The following is a 19,251-nucleotide window of genomic DNA, read 5'->3' as shown; positions in this document are numbered from 1 at the left end:
CGCCGGTCTCGGCTATGGGCGGCGGGAACGCTCACGGTTTCTTCGCGCGCGGGGCCCGGTCGGCCTCGTTCTCCTCCATGATCTCCGGCAGGCGGTGCCTGAGGTACGGGTACATGGTGATCACGGCGAGCACCACGGCGACCAGGGCCATGCCGAGGGCCACGTGCCACGCCTTGAAGAAGAGGATCATGAGCGATCCGAAGGAGATGAGCGCCGCCCACGACCACAGGATGAGCACCGCGCCCTGCACCGTGTGCCCGATGCGCAGCATGCGGTGGTGCAGGTGCATGCGGTCGGGGTGCATCGGCGACTGGCCCTTGGCCAGGCGTCTGGTGATCGCCAGGCACATGTCGAGCACCGGCAGGAAGAGCACGAGGATCGGCAGCAGGATCGGCATGAACACGGGCAGGTACACGCTGGTGTGCACGGAAGCCGGGTCGATGCGGCCGGTGATCACGATGGACGCGCAGGTGATGAGGTAGCCCAGCAGCATCGAACCGGAATCGCCCATGAACAGCTTCGCCGGATGCCAGTTGTGCAGGATGAACCCGACGCAGATGCCCACGAGCGCCACGTCGATGAGCGTGGCCATCGAGGCGTAGGAGGGCGAGGTGCGCGCCAGTATATAGGAGTAGATGGCGAAGGCGATGCCGCCGATCGCGACGATGCCCGAGGCGAGGCCGTCGAGGCCGTCGACGAAGTTGACCGCGTTGATGGAGGCGACGATGAGGAACGCCGTGATCGCCATCGACAGGCTGGGGCTGGCGGTGACGAGCGAGCCGAGCGGCAGCGAGATGATCTGCAGGCCGCCCCACGCCACGAACACGGAGATGAGCAGCTGGCCGGCGAGCTTGAGCATCCAGTCGAGGTCCCACAGGTCGTCGGCCATGCCGAGCAGGCAGATCATGACCGCGCCCGCGAGCACGACCCACGCCTGGTGGCTGTCGTGGAACAGCCCCTGGCTGAACGGCATGCGGCTGGCGAACAGCATGGCGACGCCGAAGCCGAGCATCATGCCCAGGCCTCCCATGCGCGGGGTCGGGATCTTGTGCACGTCGCGCGCGCGCACCTCGCCGACGGCGCCGATCTCGATGGCCACGTGGCGGATGAGCGGGGTGAGCAGGTAGGTGGCGCCGCCGGCGATGGCCGCGATGAACAGGTAGATCCTCATGCGCCGAGCCCTCCCCCGTTGACGTGCAGCGCGTGGCGGATCGCCGACTGGCCGATCACGCCCTCGCGCAGGATGACAATGCCGTCGCGCTCGTGCGGATCGGCGGCCACGACGGTGCTGGAGACGTGCCCCGGGGTGCTGCCGCCGTCAAGGTACAGTTCCACCCGGTCGCCGAACGCCTCGACGGCCTCGTGCACGCTCTGCGCGCTTTCGCCGCCGGACAGGTTCGCGCTGGACGCGGCGAGCGGGCCGGTGGCGGCGAGGATGCGCAGGCACAGCGTCGAGTTGGGCACGCGCACGCCCTGGGTGCCGTCGCGGGCGATGGTCTTCAGCGTGCAGTCCTCGCGGGCCACGGCGATCGGCGAGAACGCGCCGGGCAGGAACCGCGCGGCGAGGCGGTTGAGCGGTGCGGGCAGGTCGAGCCCGAGACCATCGAGCTGGTCGACGTCGGCGAGGAGCACCTGCAGCGCCTTGAAGCGCGGCCGGTGCTTGAGCTCGTAGATGCGGTCGATGGCGCGCGGGTTCCTCGGGTCGCAGGCGATGCCGTAGACGGTGTCGGTGGGGATGACCACCAGTCCGCCGTCCCGGACCACCGTGGCCGCCCGGGCCAACGCCTCGTCGTCGATTGCGCGAATCTCACTCATCACACGCCTCCTGAAGCCTGTTTTCCACAATCCATCATTGCACCATCGCACCCCGACGACCGGGCCGCGCGTATTCGCGCGACGACACTCCGCAAACGTTCGCATCACCGTTTTGCGTACGGTCGTACACTTATGCTGATAGCGTTCACGGCACCGCTTCCGCACGCCGCGCCGCACGGTCCGCGGCCCTGCGCGGGAAGCCGCGCCACCCCGCACCCGCACCCGTACCCGCAAAGGAGCATCGCATGACCACCGCAACCAATCCCGCAGACGACCACGACGACATTTTCGCCGTCCCTCCCGTCGAACTGCGCACGCCGCGCCGCAGCGAACGCGAGGAGATGCTCGACGGCAAGCTGTACGACGCCTCCGATCCCGAGCTCGACGAGCTGCGCCGCAGGGCCGGCGACCTGTGCACGCGATTCAACGCCACCTCCCGCCACGACGACGCCGAGCGCGCCGCGATCCTCGACGAGCTGCTGCCGGGCCACGGCGAGAACCTCGACGTGATGGGACCGGTCTTCTTCGATTACGGCCGCCACACGACAATCGGCGACCGCGTGTTCGCGAACTTCAACTTCACCGTACTCGACTGCGCGCCGGTCACGATCGGCGACGACGTGCTGTTCGGCCCGAACGTCTCGCTGCTGCCGCCGATGCACCCGCTCAGGTGGCAGGACCGCAATGTGCGCATGCGTGAGGACGGCACCAGCTACGACTACGAGTACGGCGAGCCGATCGTGATCGGCTCGAACTGCTGGTTCGGCGGCAACGTGACCGTGCTGGGCGGCGTGACCATCGGCGACGGCTGCGTGATCGGCGCCGGCGCGGTCGTCACGAAGGACATCCCGGCGAATTCGGTGGCCGTGGGCAACCCGGCGCGCGTCATCAAGACCATCACCGACAGGGACGCCAGCGTGTACCAGAAGTACGCCGAGTAGCCGTGGCGCACGCCGCGCCCGGCGTCCCGCGGCTATTTCACGGCGAACAGGAACCTGGGCCGCCCGGTCCAGTCGTTCTCGGTGCGGGCCTCGGCGAAGCCGTTGGCCCGCGCGTAGGCGACGAGCCGCTCGCCCTGCGTGACGTCATGCTCCATGACGAGCGCGCCGCCGGAGCGCAGCAGCCGCGCCGCGCGGTCGGCGATGCGCTCCGGGATGAACACGCCGTCCGCCGATCCGCCGTACAACGCCATGTCGGGGTCGTGGTCGCGCGCCTCGGGCTGTTCGGGCACCTGGGCGAGCGGCACGTAGGGCGGGTTGGTGATGACGATGTCGACGGTGCCGTCGAGCTGGGGCAGGGTCATCGGGCTGGTGGCGTCGCCGAGTTCGAGGTGGTAGTTGTAGCCGGCGACGGGGTTGGCGCGTGCGACCATGTCGCGGTTGCGTTCCGTCCACGCATGCGCCTCCGGCGATTTCTCGACGGCCCATACCTCGGCGCCGGGGACCTCCGTGACCACCGACAGCCCGATCGCGCCGGAGCCGGCGCACAGGTCCACCACCCGCGGATGGTACAGGCCGTTGCGGGTGATCCAGTCGAGTCCGGCCTGCACGACGGTCTCGGTCTCCGGTCTTGGAATGAACACGCCCGGCCCGACCTTGAGGTCGAGGTAGCGGAACGGCGCATGGCCCGTGATGTGCTGCAGCGGCTCGCGGCGGGCGCGGCGGGCGGCCATCTCCTCGAGGCGCCCCTCGTCGAAGTCGAGCGCCTCCCCCATGAGCATCGCCTTGTCCACGTCGCGCAGCTCCACACCGGCCACCTCGGCGAGCAGCAGCTTCGCGTCATGGCCGGGCGTGTCGACGCCCGCCTCCCGCAGACGCGCGGCGGTCTCGCGGATCGTATCGTTCACGTTCATTCCCACTCCATTCACTATCGCAACGACTCGCACGCGATACGTGACGGCGTTGCACGAACGAGGTGGGGGTCGGCCCATCCGATGCGGGACCGTGGGCTTGGCCGAGCGGCCTGGAGCGTGTCATGCATCGGATGGGTCGACCCCCACCGGCCGTGGCATCATCGTCACTGCTGGTTGGCGAGGCGTTCGGCTTCGTCGGCCTGGATGTCGGAGTCGATGACGGCCTGCAGGTCGCCGTCGAGCACCTGGTCGAGGTTGTACGCCTTGTAGTTGGTGCGGTGGTCGACGATGCGGTTCTCCGGGAAGTTGTAGGTGCGGATGCGCTCGGAACGGTCGAGGGAACGCACCTGCGAGTGGCGCATGTCGGCGGCCTCGGCGGCCTCCTGCTCGTGCTTCATGGCGAGCAGTCGGCTCTTGAGCACGCGCAGGGCGGCGGCGCGGTTCTGGATCTGCGACTTCTCGTCCTGCATGTTCACGGTGATGCCGGTGGGCAGGTGGGTCATGCGCACCGCGGAGTACGTGGTGTTCACGGACTGGCCGCCGGGGCCGGAGCTCATGAAGATGTCGATCTTGAGGTCCTTCGGATCGATCTCGATCTCGTCGTCGTCCTCGTCGGCTTCGGGGAAGACGATCACGCCGGCGGCGGAGGTCTGGATGCGGCCCTGCGATTCGGTGACGGGGATGCGCTGCACACGGTGCACGCCGCCCTCGTACTTGAGCGAGGCCCACACGCCGTCCTCCGGCGCGGGGGTGCCCTTGGCGCGGATGGCGATCTGCACGTCCTTGACGCCGCCGAGCTCGGTGCCGTTCTCCGACTGCACGGAGACGGTCCAGCCGCGCTTCTCGGCGTAGCGGGTGTACATGCGCAGCAGGTCGCCGGCGAACAGCGCGGCCTCCTCGCCGCCGGTGCCGGCCTTGATCTCCATGATCACGTCGCGGGCGTCGTCCGGGTCGCGCGGGATGAGCGCGGTCCTGAGCTTCTCCTCGACGCCCGGCAGCTCGGCCTCGAGCCGCTTGGCCTCGTCGGCGAAATCGGGGTCCTCGCCGGCCATCTCGCGCGCGGCCTCGAGGTCGTCGCGCACGCCGAGCCAGGCCTTGTACGCGGAGACGATGGCGCCGAGCTCGGCGTGGCGGCGTCCCAGCTTGCGCATCTTGTCGGGGTCGGTCACGACCTCGGGGCTGGCCATCTGCCGTTCGATGGACCGGTACTCCTCCAGCGCGGTCGCCGCCGCGGGGAACTGTTCGTCTGCCATGGGCGCGTCTTCCTTGAACGTGCGCCGGGCGGTGTCCCCGACGCGGATGTGGGTGAACGATTGGGGAACGTAAGGATGGGATGTGTGGCGGATCGCGTCGCGCGCACGCGCGCGGATCGGGTCACGGGATGCGGGTCCGCGGGCATACAAAAACGCCAGCCCCGCAACCGGCCGGATGGGTGCGTCGGAACGCACCGGCCCCGACCGCGGGACTGGCGTCAAGTATGCTACTTCGCCCTCTTGCCGTAGCGCTTCTCGAAGCGGGCCACGCGGCCGCCGGTGTCGAGAATCTTCTGCTTGCCGGTGTAGAAGGGGTGGCACTTCGAGCACACGTCGACCGTCATGTGGTCGCCCTTGTAGGTGGAACGGGTGACGAAGGTGTTGCCGCACGAGCACAGAACCTCGACGGCATGGTAATCGGGATGAATACCCTGCTTCATGGTGTCTCCTAAGGAATCCAGGTGACCCGGGTCGCCTCGCCCCGTTGGCGGGCGTGAACCGGAACCTATGGAATGGTAGACCCCGCCGACGACAACGTCATGGGGAAAACGCCGGAGGCGTTGTCGGGCGAAGGCGAACGACAACGAGCCGGGAACCGGTGGCACGAAGTGCCCCCGCTGGGACTTGAACCCAGGACAAACACCTTATAAGGGTGCTGCTCTAACCGACTGAGCTACGGGGGCGGACCCACATGATTCTACCGGCCCCGCGGACCGACGCCGGACGCATGTCGCCCGTCCTCCCGTCGCAGGCCGGGCGCGGGCTCGGTGCAGGGCATGGGCGTTCCACACGCCCGGCGCACTCCCACTCCCCGCTTCATCTCCCCGTCAGGCACGGGCACGGGCACGGGCACGGGCACGGGCGGCATGTTCTCGCCGCTGCGGCTCAGGCACCATTCATCCCCCGTCGGGCACAGGCATGGGACGTGCGCCGGAACGCGGAAAACGACACGCCGTATCCACCCCAACAAACGCACAATAATGTTCGATTTACCACCGAATCCACCATCAGCAATGTTTGATTTCATGGTTTTGTGAACATGAAACCAAGAAGCCGAACAATACCTCCCATTTCGGTAACGCCCGTGTGAACAAGTCAAAAAATCGCATATTTCCAGCGCTTTAGCGCTCACATCGTGCTAATCTGTACCACAGATGTTCACCGGAACATCCATTGCAGATTAATCATACTTACGAGAAAACCAACAAATTCTCACTCTCGAATCGAACATAAGAAATGTTTGATTCGAGATGGAAGGGAGCCGAAATGGCTGGACAGGACAAGACCATCACCGTCAACTTCGACATGTTCGACAAGACCCCGGAGGAGAAGACCGCCGAGGCCAACAAGGTCGCCAAGTCGTTCGGCATCAGCGACGCGGCCATCGCCGAGGTCGAGGAGTACAAGGCCAAGCTCACCCGCTACAACGCGTGGGATCTGCCGTTCATGGGCTACGTGAACGACGACGGCTACGGCTACGCCTATGTGCCGGACGCCGCCATCGTGCGCGAACCCTACTGGGACGCCCACAAGGCGTTTCTCGCGCTGCCGGAGGACGTGCAGACCGCGTTCGCGATCCGCATGCTGTTCACCCACCGTCCGGTCGACCGCTACGGCGCCAGCATGTTTCTCCACTACCAGCGCGGCTTCAAGGTGAACTTCATCGGCGAGGGCGCCAACAAGTACTGATCGGGCGCCCGGAAACCCACCGACCGGCGCGCGACGCAACGACGCGTCCGCACCACACAACACCGAAGGGCCGTACGTCCGCGGCATCGAACCGCGGACGTACGGCCCTGTGCGTTTCCCGCCGGCATGCGCCGCCCGCCCTTCAGATCCCTTCGGATCCCGCCACGGCCGCCTGTCGGCGCGCCCACGGACAGCGCATGCCGGACCGGTCACGCCATCGCGTCCCAATCGACCTTGAGGCAGGCGTCGCGCCCGTACAGCATCCGCGCGTAGTCGACGAAACCGGGGTCCCAGGCGTGCAGCATGGACGCCATATGCAGCCTGAACCGTTCGTCGCCGGGAATGCGCGCCTCGTACAACGGGCGCCACGGCATGCGCCACGCGCCACGCACCCGCGCAAGCCGACCGACGAGGCTTCCGCCACGTGCGCCGTCAAGACGGCACGCCAGCGGACGATCGGCCACCTCATACATGCCGCCGCCGGCCAGATCCTCCACCGTGACCGTCCCGCAGGCGGCACTGGCGCCGCGCACCCAGAACCAGGAGGCGAAATTCGAGGAGGACAGCTCGCACAGGTCCCGATACCCGTCCTCGTCGACGCCATGCTCGTCGCGCGCGTACGCGGCGGCCACGGCGAACGGGGTGAGCCCGCCGACGTCGAGTTGGCAGTCGAGCGCGAACCACTGCTCGAAGACGTCCTCCATACGCGCGTGGAACGCCGGGGTACGCGTGCGGAACGGGTTGAGGTCCACCTGGATGAAGAACTCGCGACGCGCGTCGCCATAGGTCACCAGGTCCGCGCGGCGGAACATCCGCGACACCCGGTCCAACGGCAGCATGCCCGCCACGTCGTCATCGCCGCCTTCCCTCCGGTCCCGTCCGCCGACCAGCACGGCCTCGCCCATCGTCATGATCCCCGCTCCTTCGCGTCCGCGGGAGGGCGTCGTCGCCCTCCTTGCATGACACGATACGGGCCGGCCGGCAAGGGGAGCAACATGCGGGTCTCCCGCCGCTCCCCCGGTGCGCAACCCGGTGGATAACCTTCCGCGGCCCGATACGCGCCGCCGCCCCGGCCACCACTGCAATCGTTTGCGGAATTCCGGCGCGCGAATCCGGCTTATGTGAGCGCTCCCAGCCGTCTTTTCGCGACGACGCACGCCGACATGCGGACGGAGCGCGCACATCATCCGGACCGGCCCGCGTCCCACCGCGCCGTAACGTCGATTGCAAACGTTATGATTCCAGTGTCTACAGCGTACGAAACGAATCAAAGGAGACAGGTATGACCACGCTGGCCGTTGACATCGGAGGAACCAAGATTGCAGCCGCCGTCTGCGACGCAAACGATAGCATCATCCAGCGCTGGCGCGTGCCCACGCCGATGGATGCCGACGCCATCAACCAGCATATCGCCGACATCTACCATGAGGCCGTCGCCTCCGGGCACACCGACATCCAGGCCATCGGCATCTCCGCCGCCGGCAACGTGGGCGCCGACCGCAAGACCCTGACCTTCGCGGCGAACATCCCCGCATGGATCAACTACAACCTGTCCGAACACGTCGGCGCGCTCATCGGCAACGCGGTGCCGGTCATCGTCGAGAACGACGCGAACTGCGCCGGCTGGGGCGAATTCGTGCACGGCGCCGGCCAGGGCAGCCGCAACATGGTGGCGCTCACCGTCGGTACCGGCTTGGGCGGCGCCATCGTCATCAACGGCGAACTCTACCGCGGCTCGTTCGGCATGGCCGCCGAGATCGGCCACCTGCCGATGGTCCCGGACGGCGACCACTGCGGCTGCGGCCTGCGCGGATGCGCCGAACGCTACACCTCCGGCACCTCGCTGGAAAACTTCGCCAAGTCGGCCGTGCGCCGTCGTCCGCAGGACGCGAAGCGCCTGATGGAGCTGTGCGGCGGCGACGTCACCAAGCTGGAGGGCCCGATGGTCTCCCAGGCGGCACAGGAAGGCGACGAGCTCGGCCTGTACGCGTTCGGCAAGATCGGCGAGTGGCTGGGCCGCACGATGGCCGCCGTCTCCGCCGTGCTCGACCCGGACCTGTTCGTGATCGGCGGCGGCGTGGTGGCCGTCGGCGACATCCTGCTCGAGCCGGCCCGCTACAACTACACCCGATTCCTCGAAGGCAGCGCCTACCGCAGCCATGCGAAGATCGTCGCCGCCACCGCCGGCCAGGACGCGGGCCTCATCGGCGCCGCGAACCTCGCCCTGCGCTGACGCGCACGATACCGGGAGGCCGGGAAACAAGGCCGGGGTGCCCACACCGTACGAAACGGCATGGGCACCCCGGCCTTTCCATATGCTCCCCGGCGCCCCTATGCGAAGCCGGAAGCAACGTACGCCGACAATCTTTCCGCGTACGTTATCCCCGGTCCTTCCGTCCGAAACCGGAGACAACGTAATCGAATGATTTCCCCGGGTACGGTTCCCCCGGTTCCGACCTGCCGGACCGGAGGAACCGCACGCGGACAATTCCCCAAAATACGTTATGGCCGGTTCCGGCCGAATGAACCGGACGCAACCACCGCGGGCATGACCACGCCGGACAACGAAAAAGAGGTTCCGAATCATCGGAACCTCTTTCACCTGGCGACCACGACCGGACTTGAACCGGCGACCTCCGCCGTGACAGGGCGGCGCTCTAACCAACTGAGCTACGCGGCCGTTTCGTACCTGTGTCGTTCAGGCACGAGTAGATATATTACCGATATCCTCGATTACCGCAACATCGGCGTGTCGCGCTTTTCGCAGCCGGCCACGACAGGCAGACGGCAGCCACGGCAGGACGCCGGATCACACCTCCGCCGGTGCGGGCGGGCGGCGCGTGGAGAAGCGGAACATGAGCGCGGCGAGCAGGGCGCCGCACACGGCCATGCCGGTGATCGGCCACATGCTCCACGAGAAGCCCGTCAGATAGGATCCGGCCGTCGAGGCGCCGCCATGCGCGGCGACGGCCGAGAACTCGGAGATCAGCGTGCTGGCCACGGCGGTGCCGACGGCGCCCGCCAACTGCTGGACGGTGTTCATCACGGCGGAACCGTCCGCGTTGAGACGGGCGGGCAGCTGGTTCAGCGCGTGCGTCTGGTCCGGCACGAGCACGAACCCGGAGCACGCCATGAACAGCGCGTAGGCGACCGCCACCGCCCACACGTTGCGGCAGGCGGCGATGAGGACGACATCCATCACGGTGACGCCCACGAACCCGAACAGGATGAACTTCGGCGGGAAATGACCCTTGAGCGCACCGCCGATCATCGGGGCGGCGACGGCGCCGACCACGGCGCCCGGCAGGAGGATCAGCGCGGCCGCGAGCGAGCCGAAGCCGAAGCCCCGCTGCAGCAGGATCGGCAGCATGAAGTTGAGGCCGAGCACGCCGCCGGAGGCCATGAGCAGGACGAGCATGCCCAGCGCGAACCCGGGGTGGCCGAACACGCGCACCTCGACGAGCGGACGCGCCATGCCGAGCTGCATGCAGACGAACACGGCGAGCACCGCCACGGCGGCCGCGAGCACGGCCCAGAACCGCCAGTCGCCGTTCCATGCGGCGAAGAAGCCCACCGCCACGATGAGCCCGGCGAGACCGATCGCGACGAGCATCAGCGACGGCACGCTGATCGTCGCCCGCCCGGCATCGCCCTCATGCCGGATCTCCGGCACCGTGGCGACGCCGAGCGCGAAGGAGACCACGAGGAACGGCAGCATCGCGTAGAAGATCCAATGCCAGTCGAGCCATTCCATCACCACGCCGCCGAACACCGGGCCGATGGCGGGCGCGGCGCAGGTGACCAGGCTCACGATGCCGAGCATCGCGCCTCGTTGCTCGAGCGGTGCCTTCTCCAGGATGATGTTGGTGATCAACGGCAGCGAGATGCCGGTGCCGAGCGCCATGACGAGACGCGCGGCGAGCAGCATCGGGAAGCTCGCGGCGAGCGCGCCGATCAGCGTGCCGAGCGTGAAGATCGCGACTGCGGCGACGAACAGGCTCTTCGTCGCGAAACGGCGCACCATGAACGGCGATCCCGGGATCGCGACGGACAGGAGCAGCAGGTAGCCGGTGGTGAGCCATTGCACGGTGGATGCGTCGATCGAGAATTCGGCCATCAGCGTCGCATAGGCGATGTTGAGCGACGTTTCGGACAGGATGCCAAGGAACGTGAGGATCGCGAGCGCGACCACGCAGACGACCACACCCTTCGGCACGGGGCGTTTGCCGGATTCCGCCGGCTCCCCGGCCCGTGCCGCCCACATCGCCCGCGCATCCCGCGTACCGTGTCCGTTCATGTGATCGCGTCTCCGTTCCCGTCGGCGGACCCGTGCCGGCCGGGGTGCTCACCGGCCGCGTCCGTCCGCACCGGCCATGCCCCGCGACGGTCGCCGCGACGATGATTGTTGTATATCGAACAATGTCATCGTACCGGCGAATGTTACGCGAAACTCGTCCCCGCCGCGACGCCACGTCCCACGGGGATCATGTCCGGCACCCAACCGGCCCGTCGTGTCCTCCACCGATGCCGGACGCGCCGCGCCCCGCCGCCGGACACCCCTCCCGCAACAAAAAGCCGCACCGGCGATCATCGGGGCCGAATGATTCGGATTCGATGATCACCGGTGCGGCTTTCCGGTTCGACGGCGATGCGCGCCGGACTTCTGCGTTCGCCCTTGCGGGTCCGATGCGCCGGCGGGGCGTGACGCACGTCATGCACACGCCCCGCCGGCCCGGGATCACGCCTTGGCGACCTCGGCCTTGAGCTCGTCGCCCTCGGCGACGGTCAGGGAGTCGGCGAGCGTGTCGCCCGCGATGAGGTCGCGGAAACGCTCGACCTTGGCCACGTCGGCGGCCGGCGCGGTGAGCGTCAGCGCGATGTGGTCGGCCACGTCGAGGCCGGCGGCCTTGCGGGCGTCCTGCACGACGCGGATCGCGTCGCGCGCGTAGCCCTCGGCCTCCAGGTCGGCGTCGATGGCGGTGTCGAGGATCACGAAGCCGCCGGTCGGCAGCGCGGCGGACACGGACACGGCCTCCTCGGCCGCGTTGCGCTCCTCGACGCGGTTGATGAGCTCGTATTCGCCGTCCTCGAGCGCGATCTCGCCGGAAGGCGTCTCGACGACCGGAGCGCCGGAAGCCGCATCCACGTGCCAGGCGCCGGACTTGGACGCCTTGATCGCGAACTGGACGTCCTTGCGCAGGCGCTTGCCGGCCACGCGGGCGTTGACGCGCAGCTCGTGCACGATCCTCAGGCCCTGCGAGGAGGCGTCCTCGAGGGTGCACAGCTCGATGTCCTTCACGTTGAGTTCGGACTTCAGGACCGCGTCGTAGGCGCGCACGGCGTCCACGTCCTCGGCGACCACGGTGAGCTTGGAGAGCGGCTGGCGCACGCGGATCTTCGCGGCCTTGCGCAGCGACAGGGTGCCGGAGACGATCTCGCGCACCTTCTCCATCGCGGCGACGAGCGCCGGATCGTCGACGAGCACGCGGCCCAGCTCGGTGTCCTCGCCGGTCTTCGCGTCCACGACGAACGGCCAGTCGGCCAGATGCACGGATTCGCCACCGGTCAGGCCGCGCCACACGGACTCGGCCTCCATCGGGGCGAGCGGCGCGAGCACGCGCATGAACGCCTCGAGCACCGTGTACAGCGTGTTGAACGCGGTCTCGTCGCCGGACTGGAAGCGCGCACGCGTGTTGCGGATGTACCAGTTGGTGAGCACGTCGATGAAGTCGGAGACGGCGTCGCACGCGTCGGAGATCGCGAACTCGTCGAGGGACTTCTCGGCGGCGAGCACCAGACGGCGGGTGCGGGCCAGCAGGTAGCGGTCCATCTCGGGCAGGGAGGCGACCTCCTCGGGCCTGAGCTGGCGCGCGTCGTGGCCGGCGGCGTTCGCGTACAGGGTGAAGAAGTAGTAGGAGCTCCACACCGGCAGCATGACCTGGCGGACCGTGTCGCGGATGCCCTCGGCGGTGACGATGAGGTTGCCGCCGCGCAGGATCGGCGAGCTCATGAGGAACCAGCGCATCGCGTCGGAGCCGTACTTGTCGAACACGCCGTTGACGTCCGGGTAGTTGCGCAGGTGCTTCGACATCTTCTGGCCGTCGGAGCCGAGCACGATGCCGTGGCAGATCACGTTCTTGAACGCCGGGCGGTCGAACAGGGCGGTCGCCATCACGTGCAGAAGGTAGAACCAGCCGCGCGTCTGGCCGATGTACTCGACGATGTAGTCGGCCGGGAAGTGCTGCTCGAACTTCTCCTTGTTCTCGAACGGGTAGTGGAACTGCGCGAACGACATGGAGCCGGACTCGAACCAGCAGTCGAGCACGTCGGTGATGCGGCGCATCGTGGACTTGCCGGTCGGGTCGTCCGGGTTCGGACGGGTCAGGTTGTCGATCCACGGACGGTGCATGTTGACGTTGCCGTCCTTGTCGCGCGGGTAGTCGCCGAAGTCGCGCTTCAACTCCTCGAGCGAGCCGTACACGTCGACGCGCGGGTGCTTCGGGTCGTCGGACACCCACACCGGGATTGGGGAGCCCCAGAAGCGGTTGCGGGAGATCGACCAGTCGCGCGCGTTGGCGAGCCACTTGCCGAACTGGCCGTCCTTGACGTTCTCCGGGATCCAGTTGATCTGCTGGTTGAGCTCGAGCAGACGCGGCTTGATCTTCGTGACGGACACGAACCAGGAGCTCACCGGCTTGTAGATGAGCGGCGTGGCGCAACGCCAGCAGTGCGGGTAGGAGTGCACGTAGCTCTTCTCCTGGAAGAGGATGGCGCGCTTGTCCTCGTCGACCTGGGCGAGCGGGCCGTCGCCGTTGCGCAGGTTCCTGAGGATCGGCTTGTTGGCGTCGAACACGAAGAGTCCCTCGTACTCCGGGCACTGCGCGGTGAAGCGGCAGCCCTCGTCGAGCACGTCGGTGCTCTTGATGCCCTTGGCATTGAGCGTGTTCATATCGTCCTCGCCGTAGGGGGCCTGGTGGACGAGGCCGGTGCCCTCGACGGTGTCGACGTAGTCGGCGGTGAAGATCGTGTAGCCGTTCGGACCGGGCACGTTGCCCTCCGATTCGGCCTTCTCGCCGGCGAAGTACGGGAAGACCGGCCAGTAGCGGCGGCCCTCCAGCTCGGAGCCCTTGAGCTCGCGCACGATCTCGTAGTTCTCGCCGAGCTCCTTCTCGTAGTGCGGCAGCAGGGCCTTGCCGAAGTAGAACTTCTTGCCCGCGTACTTGCCTTCGGTGGGCTTGACCTCGACGTAGTCGATGTCGGCGCCGACGACGATCGCGAAGTTGGTGGGGACGGTCCACGGGGTGGTGGTCCAGAACACGGCGTAGGCGTCCTCGTCGCGCAGCTTGACGGCGACGGAGACGGTGGTGTCCTGACGGTCCTGGTAGACGTCGGCGTCCATGCGCAGCTCGTGCGCGGACAGCGGCGTGCGGTCCTTCGGGCAGTACGGCAGCACGCGGTAGCCCTGGTAGGCCAGTCCCTTGTCGTACAGCTGCTTGAACGCCCACATCACCGACTCCATGTACGGGATGTTCAGCGTCTTGTAGCCGTGCTCGAAGTCGACCCAGCGGGCCTGGCGGTGCACGTAGTCCTGCCATTCGCGCGTGTACTTGAGCACGGAGGCGCGGCAGGCGTCGTTGAACTTGTCGATGCCCATCTTCTCGATCTGGTCGACCGAGTCGATGCCGAGCTCCTTCTGCGCCTCGAGCTCGGCGGGCAGGCCGTGCGTGTCCCAGCCGAACACGCGGTTGACCTTGCGGCCCTTCATGGTCTGGTAGCGCGGGATGACGTCCTTCGCGTAGCCGGTCAGCAGGTGGCCGTAATGCGGCAGGCCGTTCGCGAACGGCGGGCCGTCGAAGAACACGAACTCGTTCTGGCTGTGGTCGCCGGAGGGGTTGCGCTCCACCGACTTCTGGAAGGTGTCGTCCTTGTCCCAGTAGTCGAGGACGGTCTCCTCCATGTGCGGGAAGCTGGGGTTCGGCGCGACGTGCGCGGTCTCGCCGCCCTCGTTCGCCTTGGGATATACGTTGTCGCTCACCGTTGTTCTCCTCGGTGTTCGGTTTGCTCTGGTCCTACGGGACCGGCTCCGCCGTCTCACCGGGCGCGACACGGGTCCGCGGCCGCCACGCACTCACGGGTGGTGCGCCTCGTGGCCGGAATCCATGTTCCGCCCGGGAATGACGTCCGATGTCGTTCCCGCCTACGAGGACGATGCCGGCCGTACGGCCGCCACCGCGGTACCACCTCGCTTGTCGGCGTCGATTCCGATCCGTCCTGATGACGGTTCGAATTCCACGCGACCGCTTGAGTTCGGCTGTGACGGGCCGATCCCGTCGGTTCTACTGGGTGCCGAGTCCGGATTCGCGTGATCATCGGCCATGTCGACCGGCGATCACGTGCGATGGACACGACGACCGTTCTTCCGAAGGCTCCCCGCTGATAACGGATCGATGCCTGACTTCGGTGCATATCCTAGCACCCCGCTCCCCCGACGCAACGCCCGGTTCAGCAGGCGACGGATCCGCATCCCATCCACCATCCGCGGAGTGGCCCACGGTCGGCGCGTTCCTCCAACAACTCATCCAATCCCATCCACCATCCGCGGAATGACCCGACGCCCAACACCCAACACCCAACACCCAACACCAGCGTCCTGATTTCTCGAGAATCCACTTCCCTTCGAGAATTCCGGACGCAAGAAAGGATTAGTCCAGCAGCCCAACGACCCAACAGTCCGACAACCCGACAACCCAGCGTCCCAAATTCTCGAACAAAACGGGGATCCCGAGAATCAGGGACGCTCATCGCTGCCCAGTGTCCCAATTTCTCGAGAATCCCCCTCTCTTCGAGAATCAGGGACGATTACGGCATCCCAGCGTCCCGATTTCTCGGGATTCCCCTTCTCTTCGAGAATTCCGGACGCAGAATTAGTCCAACACCCCCAGCAACCCCGGCAGCCCAACACCCCAGTAGCCCCAACAACTCAACAGCCCAGCAACTCAACAGCCCGGCAGCCCAGTAACCCAACAGTCCGACAACTGAACGGTCCGACGGTCCAGCAACCCAACAACCCAAATTCTCGAACGTAACGGGAATCCCGAGAATCAGGGACACCGAACGTTCTTTGACACCCGGGATGCACGCCATTGCGTCGTTCCCCTGAAACCCCATGGCCCGCTCATCAGGAATCCTCCTTGCGACAATCCGCTCCGCCCATCCCGAACACGGCACTCGCCCACTCCCGAAACTCACGGAACAGCCTTTCGCGAGAATCTCGGACGGCACCGCGACACGCCGATGTACGGCAGTTATCCACATTCCTCCATCGCCATTGCGACCGGAATCGGATCCCGTCTACCGTCGAACCATGAAAACGCATCGAGGAGTCCTCTCACTGCTGGGAGCCGCCGAACGGGAGCACCGCTGCGCCGCGCCCCGCGAGGAATCATTGCGCCGCGCATGCCACAGACGTCTGCGGGCCGGCGAACTCGTCTCCCCCTATCCCGGACTGTACGCCGACAACGGGTATTGGCGGAACCTCAACACCGAGGAACGTTCGCTGCATGTCATACGCGGACTGGCCATGAAACATCCCCGATGGGTGTTCGCCGGACTGAGCGCGGCCTGTCTGCACGGGTTCCAGCACGCCTACGCGCTCCATGACGGCACGGTGTTCATCGCCAGCCGCGGCGCGATAACGGGAAAGGACCATTCGTCGTTGCGGCGCATCTACATGAACGACATACCGACATGGACGTATCAGCGGGCCATATCCATGACCTCCCCGGCACGGACGTTGATCGACTGCGCCTCCCATCCCTTCCCCAACGCCCTGGCCATATACGATTCCGCCCTGCGCATGAGGGTGGTCGACACCAATGAGATCCGGGCGCTGATGCTCCGCGCGAACTGCGACGAGACCGCCGTGGCCAGATTGCTGCGATACGCCGACCCTTGAAGCGAAAACGGCGGGGAGTCGCTGATGCGCGGTGTCATCATCGACCTGAAATTCGCCGTACCGCAGCTGCAGGTCGAATTCGACAACCCCGGCAACCCGTCGATGCCGTATCGCGTGGATTTCTGCTGGAGACTCGCCGACGGACGCGTCATCGTCGCCGAATACGACGGCATGGCCAAATACGCGGACACCGGCAACCCGAACCGCGCCAGCCTGCAGGCGAAACTCGACCATTCGCGCACGCGCGACCGTCATCTCACCGAGCAAGGGGTCACGTCGCTCATCCACGTCTTCTACGAGGATGTGGTGAATCCCCGGCGCCTGGAGAACAAGCTCGGCTCCGCCGGAGTGCCGCGACTGCAATGACCCCGAACGTCCTCATCGGCGGATCCCGTCCACGGTCCCGTCGTTCCCGGCCGAAGGCACCGATGACATCCCAACGAGCAACGGCATCGGTCGATGGCGGAAAATCAAATGCTTGCAACGATTAATGGTTCATACAACCAATGTCTCAGACTCAATGGCGAGATCCTCCCACGATGGACGTGGCCATCGGTCGATGACAGTCCCCGAATGCTCAGCAACGATCAATGATCCGGATAATCAATGTCCCGGACTCAATGGCAAGAGTTCTCCGCCCCACGATGGGTGATGAAGCAAAGGAGACAGGTATGATCACGCTGGTCACCTCCGCCACCACGATGGACGATGCATCGGTCGATGCCGAAAACCCGAACAATCAATGATGCGACCCACAATCGCCAAAATCGCCCACGACCAAAATGGGCGCTACCGATGGACGGCGATACCCGAATCACACCCATCCCACAGCGTCCCCGATTCTCGAGGAAAAGGGGAATCCCGAGAATCAAGGACATTGAACATCAACCAGCATCCCAAATTCTCGAACAAAACGGGGATCCCGAGAATCAGGGACACTCATCGTTGCCCAGTGCTCCAATTTCTCGAGAATCCCCCTCTCTTCGAGAATCAGGGACGATTATGACATCCCAGCGTCCTGATTTCTCGAGAATCCCCTTCTCTTCGAGAATTCCGTACGCGGGAAAACAGTCCGACAATAATTCCGGCACGGAAGAAAGACAACCCGATGGTTCAACAGTGGCTCTTGCCCGCCGTCCCGAGCCCGACCGTATCGATACCGAACGATCCACCGCCATATCGATGCCGAACGACCCGCCACCTCATCGATGATGCCGAGATACCAGTGGGTCCTCCCGGCTCAGTAGGCGGCGGCGATGGCCTGCTCGAGGTCGGCGATGAGGTCGTCCGGATCCTCGAGGCCGATGGACAGGCGGATGAGGTTGTCGGTCACGCCGGCGGCGACACGCGCCTCGGCGGGCACCTCGCGGTGGGTGATGTGCGCCGGATCGACGATGAGCGAGCGGGCGTCGCCGATGTTCGGCACGTAGGAGAACAGCTTCGTGCCGTCGATAATGCGGCGCACGTTGTCGGCGCTGCCGTCGACGAGGAAGGAGAGAATCTGGCCCACGCCGTCCGGGAAGTACTTGCGCACCAGTTCGAACTGTGGCGTGTTGCCGAGCCCGGAGTAGTTGACCTTCACCACGTGCGGCGTGCGGGTGAGCCGTTCGGCGATGCGCCGGGCGGAGTCGACCTGGCGCGAGACGCGCTGCGGGAGCGTCTCCAATCCCACGAGCGACAGGTACGCGTTGAACGGGCTGGCGACCGCGCCGAACGTGCGCAGGTACTTGATGCGGATGCGCTTGATGAACGCCTCGCGGCCGTATTTTTCGGCAAAGCTGTGCCATTCGCCGGCACGGTCGTCGCTGATGACCTGCTGGCGCGCGGTGAACTGCGGGAAGCGCCCGTTGCCCCAGTCGAACGAATCACCGGAGACCACGGCGCCGCCGATCGCGTTGCCGTGCCCGGTGATGCCCTTCGTGGTGGAGTGCACGACCACGTCCGCGCCGTGCTCGATGGGGCGCAGCAGGTAGGGGGTGGGCACGGTGTTGTCGACGATGAGCGCCACGCCGTGCTCGTGCGCGAGCTTCGCCAGCGGTTCGATGTCGAGCACCTCGGTGGACGGGTTGGCCACGGTCTCGGCGAAGACGGCGCGCGTGTCCGGCCCGATCTTCGAGGCGACCTCCTCGAGGTCGTTGACGTTCCTGACGAAATCCGCGTGGATGCCGAACTGCGGCAGGAAGTCGCCGAGCGCGTCGACGGAGGCTCCGTACAGGTTCGACGGCGCGATGATGCGCCCGCCGCCCTCGCCGGCGCACATGAGCGCGTAGGTGACGGCGGCCATGCCCGAGCCGACGGCGACCGCGCCGACGCCGCCTTCGAGGGCGGCGAGGCGACGCTCGAGCGCATCGACGGTGGGGTTGGCCACGCGGGAGTATTCGAATCCGTCGAGTTCGCCGGCCGCGAGCGCGTCGCCGCGCAGCGCGTCGCCCAGGTCGAACGCGGCGGAGGCGTAGATGGGCGGCACGGCGGCGCGTCCGTTCTCCGATGGATCGTATCCGGCGTGGACGGCCTGCGTGGCGAAACTCGACATGGACGACTTCCCTTCCTCGTGCGGCGTGGCGGACGGCCGCGCCGCACGGCGATGATGATGTATGACGGCGCTGTGACGAACCTATCAGACCGGGGCCGTGCGAATCGTCGCGCCGTCATCGCGATTCGTGATGCGTTCCTATAAGGGATGGCTA

14 protein-coding genes and 2 tRNA genes are annotated in these 19,251 nt (G+C 66.4%); 5 read left to right on the top strand and 11 right to left on the bottom strand.

Annotated features, from left to right (window positions below; translation table 11 throughout):
• Nucleotides 1-31 precede the first annotated feature (31 nt).
• Together GFD21_RS05370 and GFD21_RS05365 are read right to left on the bottom strand one after the other, a co-directional pair.
• Nucleotides 32-1,171 (bottom strand): MraY family glycosyltransferase, encoded by a 1,140-nt coding sequence (locus tag GFD21_RS05370; protein ID WP_163196899.1) that lies wholly within the window; start codon nt 1,169-1,171, stop codon nt 32-34.
• Complete coding sequence (locus tag GFD21_RS05365; RefSeq protein ID WP_163196898.1) at nt 1,168-1,815, bottom strand: L-threonylcarbamoyladenylate synthase; 648 nt, start codon at nt 1,813-1,815, stop codon at nt 1,168-1,170. The genes GFD21_RS05370 and GFD21_RS05365 overlap by 4 nt, the downstream gene beginning before the upstream one ends.
• 245 nt (nt 1,816-2,060) lie before the next feature.
• On the opposite strand from GFD21_RS05365, the gene GFD21_RS05360 reads away from it, so the two are divergent.
• Nucleotides 2,061-2,756, top strand: a complete 696-nt coding sequence (locus GFD21_RS05360; protein WP_225431691.1) for a sugar O-acetyltransferase — start codon at nt 2,061-2,063, stop codon at nt 2,754-2,756.
• Between the two features lie 32 nt (nt 2,757-2,788).
• On the opposite strand, the gene prmC is transcribed toward GFD21_RS05360, so the two are convergent.
• The 4 genes from prmC to GFD21_RS05340 all read right to left on the bottom strand — a co-directional run bounded on the left by prmC (nt 2,789) and on the right by GFD21_RS05340 (nt 5,603).
• Complete coding sequence (gene prmC, locus GFD21_RS05355) at nt 2,789-3,667, bottom strand: peptide chain release factor N(5)-glutamine methyltransferase (protein WP_163196897.1); 879 nt, start codon at nt 3,665-3,667, stop codon at nt 2,789-2,791.
• A gap of 164 nt (nt 3,668-3,831) precedes the next feature.
• The gene (prfA, locus tag GFD21_RS05350) at nt 3,832-4,920 is read right to left on the bottom strand and encodes a peptide chain release factor 1 (RefSeq protein WP_163196896.1); all 1,089 of its coding nucleotides are present in this window, start codon (nt 4,918-4,920) and stop codon (nt 3,832-3,834) included.
• A 227-nt stretch (nt 4,921-5,147) separates the two neighbouring features.
• Complete coding sequence (gene rpmE / locus GFD21_RS05345) at nt 5,148-5,360, bottom strand: 50S ribosomal protein L31 (RefSeq protein WP_163196895.1); 213 nt, start codon at nt 5,358-5,360, stop codon at nt 5,148-5,150.
• A gap of 169 nt (nt 5,361-5,529) precedes the next feature.
• Nucleotides 5,530-5,603, bottom strand: a tRNA-Ile gene (locus GFD21_RS05340).
• A 583-nt stretch (nt 5,604-6,186) separates the two neighbouring features.
• Between GFD21_RS05340 and GFD21_RS05335 the strand changes: the two genes are divergently transcribed.
• A complete protein-coding gene (locus tag GFD21_RS05335) occupies nt 6,187-6,609 on the top strand; it encodes a glycerophosphodiester phosphodiesterase (RefSeq protein ID WP_163196894.1) in 423 nt (140 codons plus the stop codon).
• A gap of 209 nt (nt 6,610-6,818) precedes the next feature.
• Here GFD21_RS05335 and GFD21_RS05330 read toward each other — a convergent pair whose 3' ends face one another.
• Nucleotides 6,819-7,520, bottom strand: a complete 702-nt coding sequence (locus GFD21_RS05330) for a hypothetical protein (protein ID WP_163196893.1) — start codon at nt 7,518-7,520, stop codon at nt 6,819-6,821.
• Between the two features lie 371 nt (nt 7,521-7,891).
• Between GFD21_RS05330 and GFD21_RS05325 the strand changes: the two genes are divergently transcribed.
• Nucleotides 7,892-8,842 (top strand): ROK family glucokinase, encoded by a 951-nt coding sequence (locus GFD21_RS05325; protein WP_163196892.1) that lies wholly within the window; start codon nt 7,892-7,894, stop codon nt 8,840-8,842.
• A 370-nt stretch (nt 8,843-9,212) separates the two neighbouring features.
• Here the strand turns inward: GFD21_RS05325 and GFD21_RS05320 are convergent.
• From GFD21_RS05320 to ileS, 3 genes are all read right to left on the bottom strand, one after another.
• Nucleotides 9,213-9,289 (bottom strand) — tRNA-Asp (locus tag GFD21_RS05320).
• Between the two features lie 129 nt (nt 9,290-9,418).
• Nucleotides 9,419-10,906 carry an MFS transporter gene (locus GFD21_RS05315; protein WP_225431690.1) on the bottom strand — a complete coding sequence of 496 codons (1,488 nt, stop codon included), beginning with the start codon at nt 10,904-10,906 and terminating at the stop codon, nt 9,419-9,421.
• A gap of 441 nt (nt 10,907-11,347) precedes the next feature.
• Nucleotides 11,348-14,644: a mupirocin-resistant isoleucine--tRNA ligase gene (ileS, locus tag GFD21_RS05310; RefSeq protein ID WP_163196891.1), complete on the bottom strand. Its 3,297-nt coding sequence runs from the start codon at nt 14,642-14,644 to the stop codon at nt 11,348-11,350.
• 1,329 nt (nt 14,645-15,973) lie between these two features.
• Here ileS and GFD21_RS11090 point away from each other — a divergent pair.
• Both GFD21_RS11090 and GFD21_RS11085 read left to right on the top strand, forming a co-directional pair.
• A complete protein-coding gene (locus GFD21_RS11090; protein WP_225431689.1) occupies nt 15,974-16,564 on the top strand; it encodes a type IV toxin-antitoxin system AbiEi family antitoxin domain-containing protein in 591 nt (196 codons plus the stop codon).
• 24 nt (nt 16,565-16,588) lie between these two features.
• Nucleotides 16,589-16,930, top strand: coding sequence for a hypothetical protein (locus GFD21_RS11085; protein ID WP_225431688.1), 342 nt, complete (start codon nt 16,589-16,591; stop codon nt 16,928-16,930).
• An 874-nt stretch (nt 16,931-17,804) separates the two neighbouring features.
• Here GFD21_RS11085 and GFD21_RS05300 read toward each other — a convergent pair.
• The gene (locus tag GFD21_RS05300) at nt 17,805-19,097 is read right to left on the bottom strand and encodes an O-acetylhomoserine aminocarboxypropyltransferase/cysteine synthase family protein (protein ID WP_163196890.1); all 1,293 of its coding nucleotides are present in this window, start codon (nt 19,095-19,097) and stop codon (nt 17,805-17,807) included.
• Between the last annotated feature and the right edge of the window lie 154 nt (nt 19,098-19,251).

Origin of the sequence: Bifidobacterium platyrrhinorum, assembly GCF_010667645.1 — a bacterium.
Classification (GTDB): domain Bacteria; phylum Actinomycetota; class Actinomycetes; order Actinomycetales; family Bifidobacteriaceae; genus Bifidobacterium; species Bifidobacterium platyrrhinorum.
The sequence above is the reverse complement of the archived record's forward strand: the minus strand, read 5'-3'. Positions and strand labels throughout refer to the sequence as shown.